Origin of the sequence: Citrobacter sp. T1.2D-1 (assembly GCF_950098555.1) — a bacterium.
Taxonomy (GTDB): domain Bacteria; phylum Pseudomonadota; class Gammaproteobacteria; order Enterobacterales; family Enterobacteriaceae; genus Citrobacter_A; species Citrobacter_A telavivensis.
Genome location: NZ_CATNHH010000077.1, coordinates 152,090 through 167,400, shown reverse-complemented (window position 1 = coordinate 167,400; position 15,311 = coordinate 152,090). Strand labels below are relative to the sequence as shown.

General features: G+C 52.6%; 12 protein-coding genes and 1 pseudogene. 7 read left to right on the top strand and 6 right to left on the bottom strand.

Going from position 1 to position 15,311, the window contains the following annotated elements; translation table 11 throughout:
- Positions 1-60 precede the first annotated feature (60 nt).
- Together QQZ17_RS24740 and QQZ17_RS24735 are read left to right on the top strand one after the other, a co-directional pair.
- Positions 61-213 (top strand): hypothetical protein, encoded by a 153-nt coding sequence (locus tag QQZ17_RS24740; RefSeq protein ID WP_187696657.1) that lies wholly within the window; start codon positions 61-63, stop codon positions 211-213.
- Between the two features lie 38 nt (positions 214-251).
- Positions 252-473, top strand: a complete 222-nt coding sequence (locus QQZ17_RS24735; protein WP_152402965.1) for a zinc ribbon domain-containing protein — start codon at positions 252-254, stop codon at positions 471-473.
- A gap of 35 nt (positions 474-508) precedes the next feature.
- Here the strand turns inward: QQZ17_RS24735 and xseA are convergent, their stop codons facing one another.
- A complete protein-coding gene (gene xseA, locus QQZ17_RS24730; RefSeq protein WP_152402967.1) occupies positions 509-1,873 on the bottom strand; it encodes an exodeoxyribonuclease VII large subunit in 1,365 nt (454 codons plus the stop codon).
- A gap of 161 nt (positions 1,874-2,034) precedes the next feature.
- On the opposite strand from xseA, the gene guaB reads away from it, so the two are divergent.
- Both guaB and guaA read left to right on the top strand, forming a co-directional pair.
- Positions 2,035-3,501 carry an IMP dehydrogenase gene (gene guaB / locus QQZ17_RS24725; RefSeq protein ID WP_046485000.1) on the top strand — a complete coding sequence of 489 codons (1,467 nt, stop codon included), beginning with the start codon at positions 2,035-2,037 and terminating at the stop codon, positions 3,499-3,501.
- Positions 3,502-3,569: 68 nt separating this feature from the next.
- Positions 3,570-5,147 carry a glutamine-hydrolyzing GMP synthase gene (guaA, locus tag QQZ17_RS24720; RefSeq protein ID WP_061074957.1) on the top strand — a complete coding sequence of 526 codons (1,578 nt, stop codon included), beginning with the start codon at positions 3,570-3,572 and terminating at the stop codon, positions 5,145-5,147.
- A 114-nt stretch (positions 5,148-5,261) separates the two neighbouring features.
- On the opposite strand, the gene QQZ17_RS24715 is transcribed toward guaA, so the two are convergent.
- On the bottom strand, positions 5,262-5,453 hold the full coding sequence (locus tag QQZ17_RS24715; RefSeq protein WP_012906630.1) for a YfgG family protein: 192 nt from the start codon (positions 5,451-5,453) through the stop codon (positions 5,262-5,264).
- A 40-nt stretch (positions 5,454-5,493) separates the two neighbouring features.
- Here QQZ17_RS24715 and QQZ17_RS24710 point away from each other — a divergent pair.
- Positions 5,494-5,640: pseudogene (locus QQZ17_RS24710) on the top strand (hypothetical protein).
- A gap of 162 nt (positions 5,641-5,802) precedes the next feature.
- Complete coding sequence (locus QQZ17_RS24705) at positions 5,803-8,043, top strand: bifunctional diguanylate cyclase/phosphodiesterase (protein WP_152402969.1); 2,241 nt, start codon at positions 5,803-5,805, stop codon at positions 8,041-8,043.
- Positions 8,044-8,050: 7 nt separating this feature from the next.
- Here QQZ17_RS24705 and ppx read toward each other — a convergent pair whose 3' ends face one another.
- The 4 genes from ppx to purM form a co-directional block, all read right to left on the bottom strand.
- On the bottom strand, positions 8,051-9,592 hold the full coding sequence (gene ppx, locus QQZ17_RS24700; protein ID WP_152402971.1) for an exopolyphosphatase: 1,542 nt from the start codon (positions 9,590-9,592) through the stop codon (positions 8,051-8,053).
- A gap of 4 nt (positions 9,593-9,596) precedes the next feature.
- Positions 9,597-11,663, bottom strand: a complete 2,067-nt coding sequence (gene ppk1 / locus QQZ17_RS24695) for a polyphosphate kinase 1 (protein WP_152402973.1) — start codon at positions 11,661-11,663, stop codon at positions 9,597-9,599.
- Positions 11,664-11,850: 187 nt separating this feature from the next.
- On the bottom strand, positions 11,851-12,489 hold the full coding sequence (purN, locus tag QQZ17_RS24690; protein WP_152402975.1) for a phosphoribosylglycinamide formyltransferase: 639 nt from the start codon (positions 12,487-12,489) through the stop codon (positions 11,851-11,853).
- Positions 12,489-13,526 (bottom strand): phosphoribosylformylglycinamidine cyclo-ligase, encoded by a 1,038-nt coding sequence (purM, locus tag QQZ17_RS24685; RefSeq protein WP_152402977.1) that lies wholly within the window; start codon positions 13,524-13,526, stop codon positions 12,489-12,491. The genes purN and purM overlap by 1 nt, the downstream gene beginning before the upstream one ends.
- Before the next feature lie 262 nt (positions 13,527-13,788).
- Here purM and QQZ17_RS24680 point away from each other — a divergent pair, with 262 nt between their 5' ends.
- Positions 13,789-15,219: a 6-phospho-beta-glucosidase gene (locus QQZ17_RS24680; protein ID WP_152402981.1), complete on the top strand. Its 1,431-nt coding sequence runs from the start codon at positions 13,789-13,791 to the stop codon at positions 15,217-15,219.
- The last annotated feature ends 92 nt before the right edge of the window (positions 15,220-15,311 follow it).

The window sequence follows — 15,311 nt, the reverse complement described above, 5'->3', positions numbered from 1 at the left end:
CGTTTATATTCTGGTAACGTTACTCAGGCGCACGGAAGTCCGTCTTTAGAAGATCGCCTGATGACCGATAAAGCAAAACAAATCGAGAAAACCCGTAAGCTACTGGCGCTTGCCGCACAGTCCTCTAATGACGGTGAGCCCGAAGATGACCTTTACCTGTTTCACGTCAGAAAAGGCATTGGGTCAGTATCTTCAGAACAGAGCCCCCAGTAATTGATGGCATCCTCAGAAGAGGAGAGTGAGGAGATAGTATGGAACTGATGTGTCCTGTTTGTCATAACCCGTTGGAGCGCAATGGTGAAACGGCCCATTGCGCGACCTGTCATACAGACTTTACCGTTGAAGCATGTTGTCCGGACTGCCACAAGCCGCTCCAGGTGTTGAAAGCCTGCGGTGCGGTGGATTATTTTTGCCAGAACGGCCACGGATTGATTTCAAAAAAACGCGTTGAGTTTACGTTGCATAACGCGTGAACGGATGGGGGCAGTCCCTGACAGGGGCTGACCACTTACTTGCGGGCGCGCTTCTTCACCGGTTTGATATCGGTGACCTGGCTTTCCACCCAGCCGTCTTCCAGTCGGGTGGTCATCACATCACCCGCCTTCACCTGTTTCACTTTTTTCAGCACCTTGCCATCGGTGGCGGTAGAGACGCTATAACCACGCGCCAGGGTCGAGAGTGGGCTGACGGCTTCCAGATGCGTTACCGCGTTGCCAAAGCGTTCACGCGTGGCGCTCAGACGTGAGCGCACATTCTCCGCCAGACGATATTCCAGTTGCTGAATACGGGTTTGCGCCCGATGAATACGCGGCTGAGGACTTTGCTGGTTCAGGCGTTGTACCAGGCGAGACTGGCGCTGGCTGGTGCGCTTCACCTGGCTGTCGATGGCCACGTTCATACGCTGATGCAATCTTTCCAGCGCTGTCTGCTGACGGGCTAGACGCAACTGTGGATGCTGCTGTTGCAGGCGGTGATAAATCTGGGTGAATCGGCGACTGCGGTTCGCCAGAAAGTAGTCCATTGCCATGCCAAGACGCTGTTGGGCGGACTGGATTTGGCGCAGCAACTCCTGCTGATTCCGGCTGACCATTTCAGCCGCGGCCGAAGGCGTTGGCGCTCGCAGGTCGGCAATAAAATCGGCAATCGTCACGTCGGTTTCGTGGCCGACCGCGCTGACGACGGGGATCTCGCTGGCAAAAATAGCCCGGGCGACGCGCTCGTCGTTAAAGCTCCAGAGATCTTCCAGCGAACCGCCACCACGCCCGACAATCAGAACATCACACTCCTGGCGCGTATTCGCCAGTTCAATAGCACGGACAATCTGCCCCGGCGCGTCGTCGCCCTGGACGGCGGTCGGATAGATAATGACCGGCAAAGAGGGATCGCGGCGTTTCAGTACATGGAGAATATCGTGCAGTGCGGCCCCGGTCTTCGAGGTGATCACACCCACACAGTGGGCGGGAGAGGGGAGAGGCTGCTTGTGCTGTTGATCAAAAAGCCCTTCAGCCTGCAGCTTGGCCTTTAACTGTTCATACTTTTGCTGGAGCAGGCCTTCGCCGGCAGGCTGCATACTTTCGACGATAATCTGATAGTCGCCGCGCGGCTCGTACAGGGTGATATTGGCGCGAACCAGCACCTGCTGGCCATGCTGGGGGCGAAAGGTTACCCGACGATTGCTGTTGCGGAACATTGCACAGCGCACCTGCGCAGTGTCATCTTTGAGCGTGAAGTACCAGTGCCCCGATGACGGCTGCGAGAAATTGGAAATCTCACCGCTGATCCAGACCTGCCCCATCTCTTGTTCAAGCAGCAGACGAACCGTCTGATTCAGGCGGCTAACAGTAAAGATTGCGGAGGTCTGAGAGGATAACATGTGAGCGGGATCAAATTCTAAATCAGCAGGTTATTCAATCGATAGTAACCCGCCTGAGCAGGAGCGCAAGCATTATTTGCAAAAAAGTGTGGATGCAACCGATTACGCTCTGTATAATGCCACGGCAATATTTATCCACCCCCAGGTTAGAGATATTGCCCATGCTACGTATTGCTAAAGAAGCTTTGACGTTTGACGACGTCCTCCTCGTTCCCGCTCACTCCACCGTTCTGCCGAATACTGCCGACCTCAGCACGCAGTTGACGAAAACCATTCGTCTGAACATTCCTATGCTTTCCGCAGCAATGGACACCGTGACTGAAGCGCGCCTCGCAATTGCGCTGGCACAGGAAGGCGGCATCGGTTTTATCCATAAAAACATGTCGATTGAGCGTCAGGCGGAAGAAGTTCGCCGCGTGAAAAAACATGAATCTGGCGTGGTAACCGACCCGCAAACCGTTCTGCCAACCACGACCCTGCGTGAAGTGAAAGAACTGACCGAACGCAATGGTTTTGCGGGTTACCCGGTGGTGACACAAGACAATGAACTGGTCGGGATCATCACCGGTCGTGACGTGCGTTTTGTGACCGATCTGAGCCAACCGGTCAGCGTTTACATGACGCCGAAAGAGCGTCTGGTCACCGTTCGCGAAGGCGAAGCGCGCGATGTCGTGTTGTCTAAAATGCACGAGAAACGCGTTGAGAAAGCGCTGGTTGTCGATGACAGCTTCCACCTGCTCGGCATGATCACCGTGAAAGACTTCCAGAAAGCCGAACGTAAACCGAACTCCTGTAAAGATGAGCATGGTCGTCTGCGCGTTGGCGCTGCGGTTGGCGCTGGCGCAGGTAACGAAGAGCGTGTTGATGCGCTGGTAGCTGCCGGTGTTGACGTGCTGCTGATCGACTCTTCTCATGGGCACTCAGAAGGCGTGTTACAGCGCATTCGTGAAACGCGTGCTAAATACCCGGATCTGCAAATTATTGGCGGCAACGTGGCGACCGGCGCGGGCGCACGTGCCCTGGCGGAAGCCGGCGTGAGCGCGGTGAAAGTGGGTATCGGCCCTGGCTCCATCTGTACGACCCGTATCGTGACCGGCGTGGGCGTTCCGCAGATCACCGCGGTGTCTGATGCCGTTGAAGCGCTGGAAGGCATGGGTATTCCGGTGATCGCTGACGGCGGTATCCGTTTCTCTGGTGATATCGCCAAAGCCATCGCCGCGGGCGCAAGCGCGGTAATGGTTGGCTCCATGCTGGCAGGTACCGAAGAATCCCCAGGTGAAATCGAACTCTACCAGGGCCGTTCTTACAAATCCTACCGCGGCATGGGCTCTCTGGGCGCAATGTCCAAAGGCTCTTCTGACCGTTACTTCCAGAGCGATAACGCTGCTGACAAACTGGTGCCGGAAGGTATCGAAGGCCGTGTTGCCTATAAAGGCCGCCTGAAAGAGATCATTCACCAGCAGATGGGCGGCCTGCGCTCCTGTATGGGGCTGACCGGCTGTGGTACTATCGACGAATTGCGTACTAAAGCGGAATTCGTACGTATCAGTGGTGCGGGTATTCAGGAAAGCCACGTTCACGACGTGACCATCACCAAAGAGTCCCCGAACTACCGTATGGGCTCCTGATTTTCTTCGCCCGACCTTGTGTCGGGCGATTTATTTAACCTGTTTCACTTGCCTCGGAATTAGCGTCAATGACAGACAATATTCACAAGCATCGCATTCTCATCCTTGATTTCGGATCTCAGTACACACAACTGGTTGCACGTCGCGTGCGTGAACTGGGCGTTTACTGCGAACTGTGGGCATGGGATGTGACTGAAGCACAGATTCGCGAGTTTAATCCTAGCGGTATCATTCTTTCCGGTGGCCCGGAAAGCACCACCGAAGAAAACAGCCCGCGTGCACCGCAATACGTTTTCGAAGCCGGTGTTCCGGTCTTCGGCGTGTGTTACGGCATGCAGACGATGGCAATGCAGTTGGGCGGTCATGTTGAAGGTTCGACTGAGCGTGAATTTGGCTACGCGCAGGTTGAAGTTGTGACCGACAGCGCACTGGTTCGTGGCATCGAAGATTCCCTGACCGCTGATGGCAAACCGCTGCTGGACGTGTGGATGAGCCACGGCGATAAAGTGACGGCGATTCCGTCTGATTTCGTCACCGTTGCCAGCACCGAAAGCTGTCCGTTTGCCATCATGGCGAACGAAGAAAAACGCTTCTATGGCGTACAGTTCCACCCGGAAGTCACCCACACCCGTCAGGGAATGCGCATGCTGGAGCGTTTTGTCCGCGACATCTGCCAGTGTGAAGCGCTGTGGACGCCAGCAAAAATTATCGATGACGCCGTTGAGCGTATCCGCCAGCAGGTTGGCGATGACAAAGTGATCCTCGGCCTTTCCGGCGGTGTGGATTCTTCAGTCACCGCTATGCTGTTGCACCGTGCGATCGGTAAAAACCTGACCTGTGTCTTCGTTGATAACGGCCTGCTGCGTCTGAATGAAGCCGAGCAGGTGATGGACATGTTCGGTGACCACTTTGGTCTGAACATTGTTCACGTTCCGGCGGAAGAACGTTTCCTGACGGCGCTGAAAGGCGAAAACGATCCTGAAGCGAAACGTAAGATCATTGGTCGCGTCTTTGTTGAAGTCTTCGACGAAGAAGCGCTCAAGCTGGAAGATGTGAAATGGCTGGCGCAGGGCACCATTTATCCGGATGTTATCGAATCTGCGGCCTCTGCGACCGGTAAAGCGCACGTCATCAAATCTCACCATAACGTAGGCGGTCTGCCGAAAGAGATGAAGATGGGTCTGGTTGAACCGCTGAAAGAGCTGTTTAAAGACGAAGTGCGTAAAATTGGTCTGGAACTGGGCCTGCCGTACGACATGCTTTACCGTCACCCGTTCCCGGGGCCAGGTCTGGGCGTACGCGTGCTGGGTGAAGTGAAGAAAGAGTACTGCGACCTGCTGCGTCGTGCAGACGCTATCTTCATTGAAGAGCTGCACAAAGCCGACCTGTACAATAAAGTGAGCCAGGCGTTCACCGTGTTCCTGCCGGTTCGCTCTGTTGGCGTGATGGGCGATGGTCGTAAATACGACTGGGTGGTTTCTCTGCGTGCGGTCGAAACTATCGACTTTATGACTGCGCACTGGGCGCACCTGCCGTATGACTTCCTGGGGCGTGTATCTAACCGCATCATCAACGAAGTGAATGGTATTTCACGCGTTGTGTACGATATCAGCGGTAAGCCGCCAGCCACGATCGAGTGGGAGTAAATATCCCTTCGCGTCGCTGACGCGTAGTCGACAAAACCCTCTGTTTATACAGGGGGTTTTTTGTTTTATCCAGGCGTAAAAAATACCAGATGGCGTCTGTCTGGAAATAAAGGATTAACGTTGAGCAGGCGTTTCGACAGAGAGACTGGACTGTTGCGCGTCTTTTTTGTCCTGATGATGATGCCAGGCACCGATAGAAGAGTAGACAAAGCGTCCAAAAAAGAAGATAAAGCTGATAAGCAATACGATACGGGTCATGCGACTGTTAAATCGATGTCGTTTTCGCATACTGGTTGCCTGACTCACAAAAGGTTCCTTAAGAGATGCCCATTCGGGCGATAAGTACATTAAGGCACACTGTGTCGGACGGGTCAATTACTGATTATGTAAAATTGCGTCAGTTGATTCATATCCAGGTGTTATGGAAATTAATTACATTATTTACATTAATAATGTGAAAATGATAACGCAGCGAAATAAAAGTAATAATTGATTAATGGGGACTAAAATATTTGATATACGTCAAAATTTACTTTCCGTTGATAACTAAAATCGGTGCGACATGTATGGTGAGTTTTTCATCTTAATTTGACGTCAGGTGGGATGCCTGTCTGATACACCCCCTTCAGGATTCTGGGGGTTCCGCTGAGCATCTATGCGACTGAATAAAAATTATATTGCAATCAGAGATAAGTGGTGGGGACTCCCTCTGGTTTTACCTTCCCTGTTTTTACCGCTTGTGAGCCATACGAATACCTATGCGCATGTGGCCACCGGGGACGTTATCCTTTTCTTCTTACCGTTATCACTCATGATGAGCCTGATGATTTTTTTCGGTTGGGCTGCATTACCCGGAATTATTCTGGCTATTTTTATTCGCAAATATTCCCAGGTCGGGTTGGCGGAAACGCTGCCCATTATTGTGCATTTTCTTATTGCTATTGTGCTCAGTTGGGGCGGTTACCGCGTCTTTACGCCCCGGCGTAATAACATTTCTCATGGCGAGGCGCAGCTGGTTTTTCCCCGCATTTTTTGGCAAGTTTTTTGTCCTGCGACGTTATTTCTGGTGCTTTTCCAGTTTGCCGCCTTTGTGGGGATGTATGAAAGTAAACTGAGCTTAATGGGAGCAACACCGTTTAACATCAACGCATTAATAAACTACCAGGGCATTCTGGTGGGGAATTTGATTGGTGTGCCGCTCTTCTATTTTATTATTCGCGTCATTCGTAATCCGTTACATTTGCGCAGCTATTATTCACAGTTAAAATTACAGTTTGATGCCAAAGCCTCACAAAAAGAGGTCATTATTTGGCTGCTGGTATTGTTCGCATTAATGTCTTTGCTTTGTATGCCATTGAATGAAAATAGTTCAATATTCAGTACAAACTATACGATGTCGTTATTACTCCCGGTCATGTTATGGGGAGCAATGCGTTATGGTTATCGTTTCATATCGCTGCTGTGGGCACCGGTTTTAATTATTGCGATTCATAATTACAAAAGTTATACGCCCTTTTATTCGGGTTACGATGTGCAACTGGCGATTACCTCTTCCAGTTTTCTGGTTTTTTCTTTTATTGTGAATTACATGGCGGTACTGGCGACGCGCCAGCGGATTGTGAGCGGACGTGCCCGCCGCCTTGCGTTTCTTGACCCAGTGGTCCATCTTCCCAATCTTCGCGCACTCAATCGCGCGCTGAGAAGTACACCCTGGTCAGCACTGTGCTTTCTGCGCGTTCCTGAACTGGAATTTCTTGTAAAAAATTACGGAATTATGCTGCGTATTCAGTACAAGCAACAATTATCCCACTGGATAGCTGAAAAGTTGGGGCCAGATGAACATGTTTATCAAATGTCCGGGCCTGACCTGTTGCTGCGCTTGAATACGGAGTCGCATCAGCAACGTATTGAAGCGTTGGATGAGCATATCAAGAAGTTCCGGTTTGTCTGGGATGGTATGACGTTCCTGCCACAGGTGGGAATGAGCTATTGTTACGTGCGTTCTCCGGTCAATCACATCTACTTGTTGCTGGGTGAGTTGAGCACCATTGCTGAGTTGTCCATCATGACCAATACGCCGGAGAATTTAGAGCGTAGTGGTGCCATGAATATGCAGCGCAATCTGAGAGACAAAGTCGCGATGATGAACCGGCTGCAGCATGCGCTGGAGCATGACCGTTTTTGTCTGATGGCGCAGCCAATCGAAGGGCTTCGCGGCGATGTTTATCACGAGATTTTACTGCGATTGCTGGACGATGACGGTGGCATGATTAACCCTGACACCTTCCTGCCCGTCGCGCACGAATTTGGTCTCTCCTCCAGAATCGATCTCTGGGTTATCGAACACACGTTACGCTTTATGGCGGAGAATCGTGCGCAGATGCCCGCTCGTCGCTTTGCACTTAATTTGTCGGCGTCCTCTGTCTGTCGGGCCAGGTTTGCGCAGGACATCAGTAAACTACTGAGCAAATACCAGATCGAAGCATGGCAATTGATTTTTGAAGTGACGGAAAGTCAGGCGTTGATGAATGCCGGACAGGCGGAAACTACGCTGCAAAACCTGCAGCAGTTGGGCTGCCAGATTGCCATCGATGACTTCGGCACGGGTTACGCCAGCTATGCAAGGCTAAAAAACGTTGACGCCAATATTCTGAAGATTGACGGTAGCTTCATCCGTAATATTGTTTCGAATAGCCTCGACTATCAGATAGTAGCTTCGATCTGTCATCTGGCACGAATGAAGAAAATGCAGGTGGTCGCTGAGTTTGTCGAAAGCGAAGAGATTCGCCGCGCGGCAATTTCGCTGGGGATTGACTACATGCAAGGATATTTAATCGGCGTGCCGCAGCCGTTAAGCGAGACGTTGAAAGAGCAGGTGCCAGTCACTGGCACCTGAGTGTGCTTCACGCAGCGATTTCCGGTGAGCGTTCTTCTTCGATTTTCAAACGCCAGCCGGTCACGGCTTCCCAGTACTGCTGTTCTTTTTCCAGATCGAGCAGAACCAGCGCGTTCTGGCTGAACCAGTCATGAGGGAAACGCAGGGTCCAGTGGTTGTCGTCGGTGATGAGCGTCAGCGTGGGAGGCGTGGTTGTGGCCTGACGCTGGTTGTTCAGCAGCACGCCAAGACGTAGCAGTTGAATGAGCGGCAGGAACTGCTTCTTCTTAAACAGCGTAAAGCGTGGGAGATCGTCCAGCTTAACCGCTTTACGATGGTAGCGAACCAGCGTCGCCATCATGGTTTGCTGCTCCTGATTAAAGCCGGGCAGATCGCTGTTTTGCAGAATATACGCCGAGTGGCGATGCAGGCCGCTGTGATTGATGTTCAGCCCAACCTCATGCAGCATTGCCGCCCATTTCAGCAGCGCCTCGAGCTGCGGATGCGCCAGCTTAGGCTGCTGTTCCTGCCATTGCTCATACATTTGCATGGTAGTTTCCAGCACGCGTCGAGCCTGCTCGCTGTCGATGTTGTACTGATTCGCCAGGCTGCTGGCGGTGCGGCTGCGAACATCCTGATGACGGAAGCGACCTTCCATTTCGTACAACACGCCTTCGCGTAATGCACCATCGGAAAGGCGTAACTCGCGGATCGCTAGCGCATCAAAGACACCGCACAAAATTGCCAGCCCCGGAACAAAGACCGCTTTTCGTTCCTCAGATAAACCCGGCAGGCTTAGCGCCTCGAAACTACGGTGTTGCAGCAGTTCGGCAACCAGCCTGTCCAGACGCTCAGGCGTGATGAAGCCGTCTTTCTCGCCCATTGCCAGGAGCACTTCATGCGCGGCTTTGATGGTGCCGGAGGCCCCTAATGCAACGTTCCAGCCCTGAATACGGAATTGCCAGGTCAAGGTTTCAAGCTTCTGCGCCGCCGCCATTCTGGCGCGCTGGAAGTTTTCCTGGCTAATAACCCCGCCGGGGAAATAGATCTGCGCAAAGCTGACGCAGCCCATACGACGGCTTTCAACCAGCTTCGGTTCAAAGTTTTCGCCAATGACCAGTTCCGTCGAGCCGCCGCCAATGTCGATAACCAGCTTGCGGCCTTTCTCCGGTTGCGTATGCTCAACGCCCATAAAGATCAGGCGCGCCTCTTCATTGCCGGAAATGATTTCGATCGGATAAGGGATCACCTTTTCCGCGCGTTTGAGAAAATCGGTGGCGTTTTGTGCCTGACGAAGCGTATGCGTCCCGACGATACATACGCTGGAGGGGGCGAACCCCTGAAGGCGTTCAGCGAACAGCGACAGGCAGCTTAAGCCACGCTCCATCGCCTCTTCGCTCAGCATGTTGTCTTCGCCGAGACCATCCGCCAGATGCACGCGCTGCTTCAGACGGCCAATAATCTGCATGGCGCCATCCACCACACGGGCAATCACCATGTGAAAACTGTTTGAACCGAGGTCGACCGCCGCAAACTCCTGCGGTCGTGGGGTCTTATCATGTATTGGCATAGCGTTAGTCAGATTGTTCGAGTGATTTGATATAGTCGTAAATAGCCAACTGCGACTGCACTTTGCGGCGGTTTCCACGCGGCACGTAGCGATTGCTCAGTTCTTTATCGATGTAGCGGGCTTTTACCGTATCGCTGAACAGGATGTCAACAATATCCAGCACCTGCTGCTTCAGACGTGGGTCGAGCAGCGGCGTCGCTACCTCAATGCGGTAGTCGATATTACGCGTCATCCAGTCCGCGGAGGAGAGATAGACCTGCTTATCGCCGCCGTTCTCGAAGATGTACACCCGGTCATGCTCAAGATAACGGTCCACAATGCTGATGACACGGATATTATCGCTGATACCTTCCAGATTCGGAATGAGTGAGCACATGCCGCGAATCAACAGATTCACCGCCACACCGGAGCTGGATGCGGCATACAGTCGATCGACCAGCCCTTTATCCACCAGGTTATTCAGCTTCAATGTGATGCCGGAGGGCAGTCCCTGCTGGGCGTTGGCTATTTCACGATCGATCATTTCATACAGCAGGCGGCGCGAGTTCTGCGGCGAGACCAGCAGATAATCGAACGTCACCGGGCGATACGGGTTCTCGATGAAATTGAACACCCGGCGGACTTCGTTAGTGATCCGCGCATCGGCGGTCAGCAGCGAATAGTCGGTATACAGGCGGGCGGTTTTTTCGTTGAAGTTACCGGTGCCGATATGGGCGTAACGCACGACCTCTTCGCCTTCTTTACGCGAAATCAGGAACAGCTTGGCGTGAATTTTTAAGCCTGGCGCAGAGAAGATCACGTGAACGCCCGCTTCCGTCAGACGCTTCGCCCAGTGGATGTTAGCCTCTTCGTCAAAACGTGCCTGCAGTTCCACCACCACAGTGACTTTTTTACCGTTATGGGCGGCGTGGATCATGGCGTCGATAATGCGCGAGTCTTTCGCGACGCGGTAGATATTGATTTTGATCGCCAGCACGCTGGGGTCAAACGATGCCTGACGCAACAGTTCCAGTACGTGCTCAAAGGTATGATACGGATAGTAGAGCAGCACATCGCGCTCGCGAATGGCGTCAAATCCGTTACGGAATTTTTCTTTATCGAACCAGATGTGACGCAGACGCGGGAGCGGCTTATTCACCAGATTCGCTTTGCCCACATTGGGAAAATTAATGAAATCTTTAAAGTTGTGATAGCGCCCGCCGGGAACGATAGAGTCGTAGCGTGAAATCGTCAGCTTCTCGCGCAGCACTTCAACCAGCGCATTAGGCATGTCGCGCTGATAGACAAAACGCACGGGCTCGGCGGTCAGACGCTGTTTCAGACTGGAGGACATTAGCTCCATCAGGCTGGATTCCATCTCGTGGACCAGATCGTACTCGGCATCACGGGTCATTTTCATGGAATAGGCGTTCAGCGCGTCATAATCAAAGAAGCCCTTAAAGATATCGTCCAGGCAGTAGCGCAGAATGTTGTCCAGCAAGATCATCGGCTTGCGGCGACGCGGGGCTTCCGGCGGCAGATTCACAAAGCGAGGAACCTTGTCAGACGGAATTTCCAGCAGCGCATAGCGAATTGTGTCGCCACGAATAATTTCGACTGCCAGATAGGTGTAATCATCCTTCAGGAACTGCACCAGATCCGTTTCGCGGTTAATTAAAATCGGGGTGATGTGCTGGCGCAGATACTGTTTGAAGTAGTGGCGCAACCAGCTTTGTTGATTGACCGACAGCTGACGCTCGTTAATCAGGAAGATCTGATTACGCGCCATCTCCAGCAGCAGTTCGTTATACAAGCCATCGAATTCCTGGTCGGCTTTCAGCACGCGGGACTGGATTTTGCCTAACAGGTGGCGAGAATGCGAATTTGAACCCTGTTCTTCACTGATGATGATGCGGCGTTTGAGTTCTGCGAAGCGAACTTTGTAGAATTCATCCAGGTTATTGGAATAGATGCCTAAGAAACGCATCCGTTCTATCAGCGGGTTTGATTTATCCGCAGCTTCCTGAAGCACACGTTCGTTGAACGCTAACCAGCTCAGCTCTTTCTCGATGTATAGCTTTTCCTGACCCATTAATACTTATACTCCGTTTTATTCACGGGACACTGCCTGATTATTATGGCGAGCATTGCGCTCAGATGTCCAACTGTGCCAGAAAAGTATGACAATAAACCGTCCGATCGCAAAGAGGAAGGGGGACTGGGGGGTTGAAGAGAACAGCAGGCCGGATAAAGGATGACGTCCGATATCCGGCTCGGTTTTATTCGTCGGCAGCGTAACCCTGTGGCGGCAGGCGAACACCGTCCAGCCAGGCGGCGTTATCGTGCATTTTCAGTCGCCCATCCACAAACCAACTGACCACCAGTGGATAAATGGCGTGTTCCTGTACCTGAACGCGAGCGGTGATTTCATCCTCGTCATCGCCTTCAAAGACCGGGACTTTGGACTGCAAAATGACCGGTCCGCCGTCGAGTTCGTCAGTCACAAAGTGGACCGACGTGCCGTGTTCCTCATCGCCATTTTCCAGTGCCTGACGGTGGGTGTGTAAACCGGGGTATTTGGGCAGCAGGGAAGGGTGAATATTCAGCAACCGTCCGTTGTAGTGTGCGACGAACGCCGGGCTCAGAATGCGCATGAAACCGGCCAGCACCACCACGTCAGGCTCATAAGCGTCGATCTCAAGGATCAGTTCGCGGTCAAACGCTTCACGGCTGGAAAACTGGTCAGCCGTCAGCGTATGGGCAGGGATTGCCGCTTTTCTGGCTCGCTCAAGGCCGAACGCGTCGGCCTTGTTGCTGAATACTGCCCGCAGGGTGCCGTTGATTTTCTTCGCTTTGCAGGCATCAATAATCGCCTGCAAATTGCTTCCGTTACCGGAAATAAGCACCACAATATTCATTATTCAATAACCACACGCTGCGCGGAGTCAGACGCTTTGATGACGCCGATTTTCCACGCGTCTTCACCTTTTGCTTTAAGCAGGGCAAGGGCGTTGTCCACTTCCGCCGCTGGCAGGGCAATGACCATGCCGACGCCGCAGTTAAAGGTACGATACATTTCATGCTGGCTGACGTTACCGGCCTGCTGCAGCCAGTTAAAGACCGCTGGCCACTGCCAGGAGGACTCATCGATCACCGCCTGTGTGTTGTCCGGCAGGACGCGCGGAATGTTTTCCCAGAAGCCGCCGCCGGTCAGGTGCGCGATAGCGTGCACATCAACCTTCTCGATCAGTTCCAGAATCGATTTCACGTAGATACGGGTCGGCGCCAGCAGGTGATCGGCCAACGGTTTGCCTTCCAGATCCGTTGTTTCTGGATCGCAACCGCTGACGTCCACAATTTTACGTACCAGTGAGTAACCGTTGGAGTGTGGGCCGCTGGAACCCAACGCAATCAGCACATCGCCATCGGTCACTTTGGAACCGTCGATGATTTCTGATTTTTCTACTACGCCGACGCAGAAACCGGCGACGTCATAATCTTCACCGTGATACATCCCGGGCATTTCCGCCGTTTCCCCGCCAACCAGCGCGCAGCCGGACTGCAGACAACCTTCTGCGATACCCTGAATCACGCTGGCTGCGGTATCCACATCCAGTTTACCAGTGGCATAGTAGTCGAGGAAAAACAGCGGTTCAGCACCCTGAACCACCAGGTCGTTGACGCACATCGCCACGAGATCGATGCCGATGGTATCGTGACGTTTCAGATCCATCGCCAGACGCAGTTTTGTCCCTACGCCATCAGTGCCGGAAACCAGTACCGGTTCACGATATTTTTGCGGCAATGCGCACAGCGCACCGAAGCCACCCAGACCACCCATTACTTCCGGGCGGCGAGTTTTCTTCACTACGCCTTTGATTCGATCCACCAGAGCATTACCCGCGTCAATATCAACACCGGCATCTTTGTAGCTAAGAGAGGTTTTATCGGTCACTGCCTGGTTCCCCACGTTTTCTTACGGTAAAAGTAAAATTCGGCGCAATTCTAACAGGGAAAGCAAACGTTTGCGAGCCTGCGTTACATCCGTTTTTATCTGTCGATTTTTGCTGCATTTTCTCCGCGATGGCTCGTTTTTATGACTTGACCCACGAAAATGAAACCGGGTTCAGTTTCCTCCTTGAAAGCATTGAAGGGATTGCTCAGTATCTTACTGAAACCGGTTTCTGTTTTGCCATTGCGAATCAACGAGGGAAACTATGTCTGGATTTAATGCGAATTTCATGTGGGGTGGGGCGGTTGCGGCTCACCAACTCGAGGGCGGTTGGCAGGAAGGGGGAAAAGGCGTCAGCGTTGCCGACGTTATGACGGCGGGGGCTCACTGCGTGGCGCGTGAAATCACCGATGGTGTGCTGCCGGGGAAAAACTATCCTAACCACGAGGCGATCGATTTCTATCACCGCTACAAAGAGGACATCAGGCTGTTCGCGGAAATGGGCTTTAAATGTTTTCGCACCTCCATTGCCTGGACGCGTATTTTCCCGCGCGGGGATGAAACGCAGCCAAACGAGGCCGGACTGCAATTTTACGATGACTTGTTTGATGAATGCCTGAAGTTCGGCATTGAACCGGTGATTACCCTGTCGCATTTCGAAATGCCCTACCATCTGGTGACGGAGTATGGCGGCTGGCGCAACCGGAAGCTGATCGACTTTTTTGTCCGCTTCGCAAAAGTGGTCTTTACCCGCTATCAGCATAAAGTGAAGTACTGGATGACCTTCAATGAGATCAACAACCAGGCCAATTTCCATGAGGATTTTGCGCCGTTTACGAACTCTGGTCTGAAGTATCAGCCTGGCGAAGATCGTGAACCCGTGATGTACCAGGCCGCGCATTACGAGCTAGTGGCCAGTGCGCTGGCGGTGAAGGTCGCACGAGACATTAACCCGTCGTTACAGATAGGCTGCATGATTGCCATGTGCCCAATCTACCCACTGACCTGTGCGCCGAATGACATGATGATGGCGATGAATGCCATGCACCGTCGCTACTGGTTTACCGACGTGCATGTGCGGGGGAAATATCCGCAGCATATCCTCAACTATTTTGCGCGCCGCGAGTTTGACCTTGATATTACTGAGGAAGACCGCGTTGCCCTGTCTGAAGGCTGTGTGGATTACATCGGCTTCAGCTACTACATGTCGTTTGCTACCAAAGCGACGGACGATAATCCACAGCTCGATTATGACGAGAGTAAAAGCCTCGTTTCCAACCCCTACGTACAGAAATCGGACTGGGGCTGGCAGATTGATCCGGTGGGGCTGCGCTATTCGCTGAACTGGTTCTGGGATCACTACCAGCTACCGTTGTTTATCGTTGAGAACGGGTTTGGCGCGATTGATGTTCAGCAACCGGACGGCACCGTGGACGACAGTTATCGTATTGAATACATGGCCGCGCACATTCGCGAGATGAAAAAAGCGGTCGAAGAGGATGGCGTGGACCTGATGGGTTATACCCCATGGGGATGTATCGATCTGGTCTCTGCGGGAACGGGTGAAATGAAAAAACGCTACGGGTTTATCTACGTCGATAAAAATAATGACGGTAGCGGGACGCTGGCACGGCGGCCTAAAAAATCTTTCGCCTGGTATCAGCAGGTGATAAAAAGCAACGGTGAATCCCTCTGATTTCAGCCACTTGACACCCAGCCCCGCACAGAATGCGGGGCGTGTTTTATACTCATCACCCAAACGTATACCACTTTGCTTGATCCAGGTCA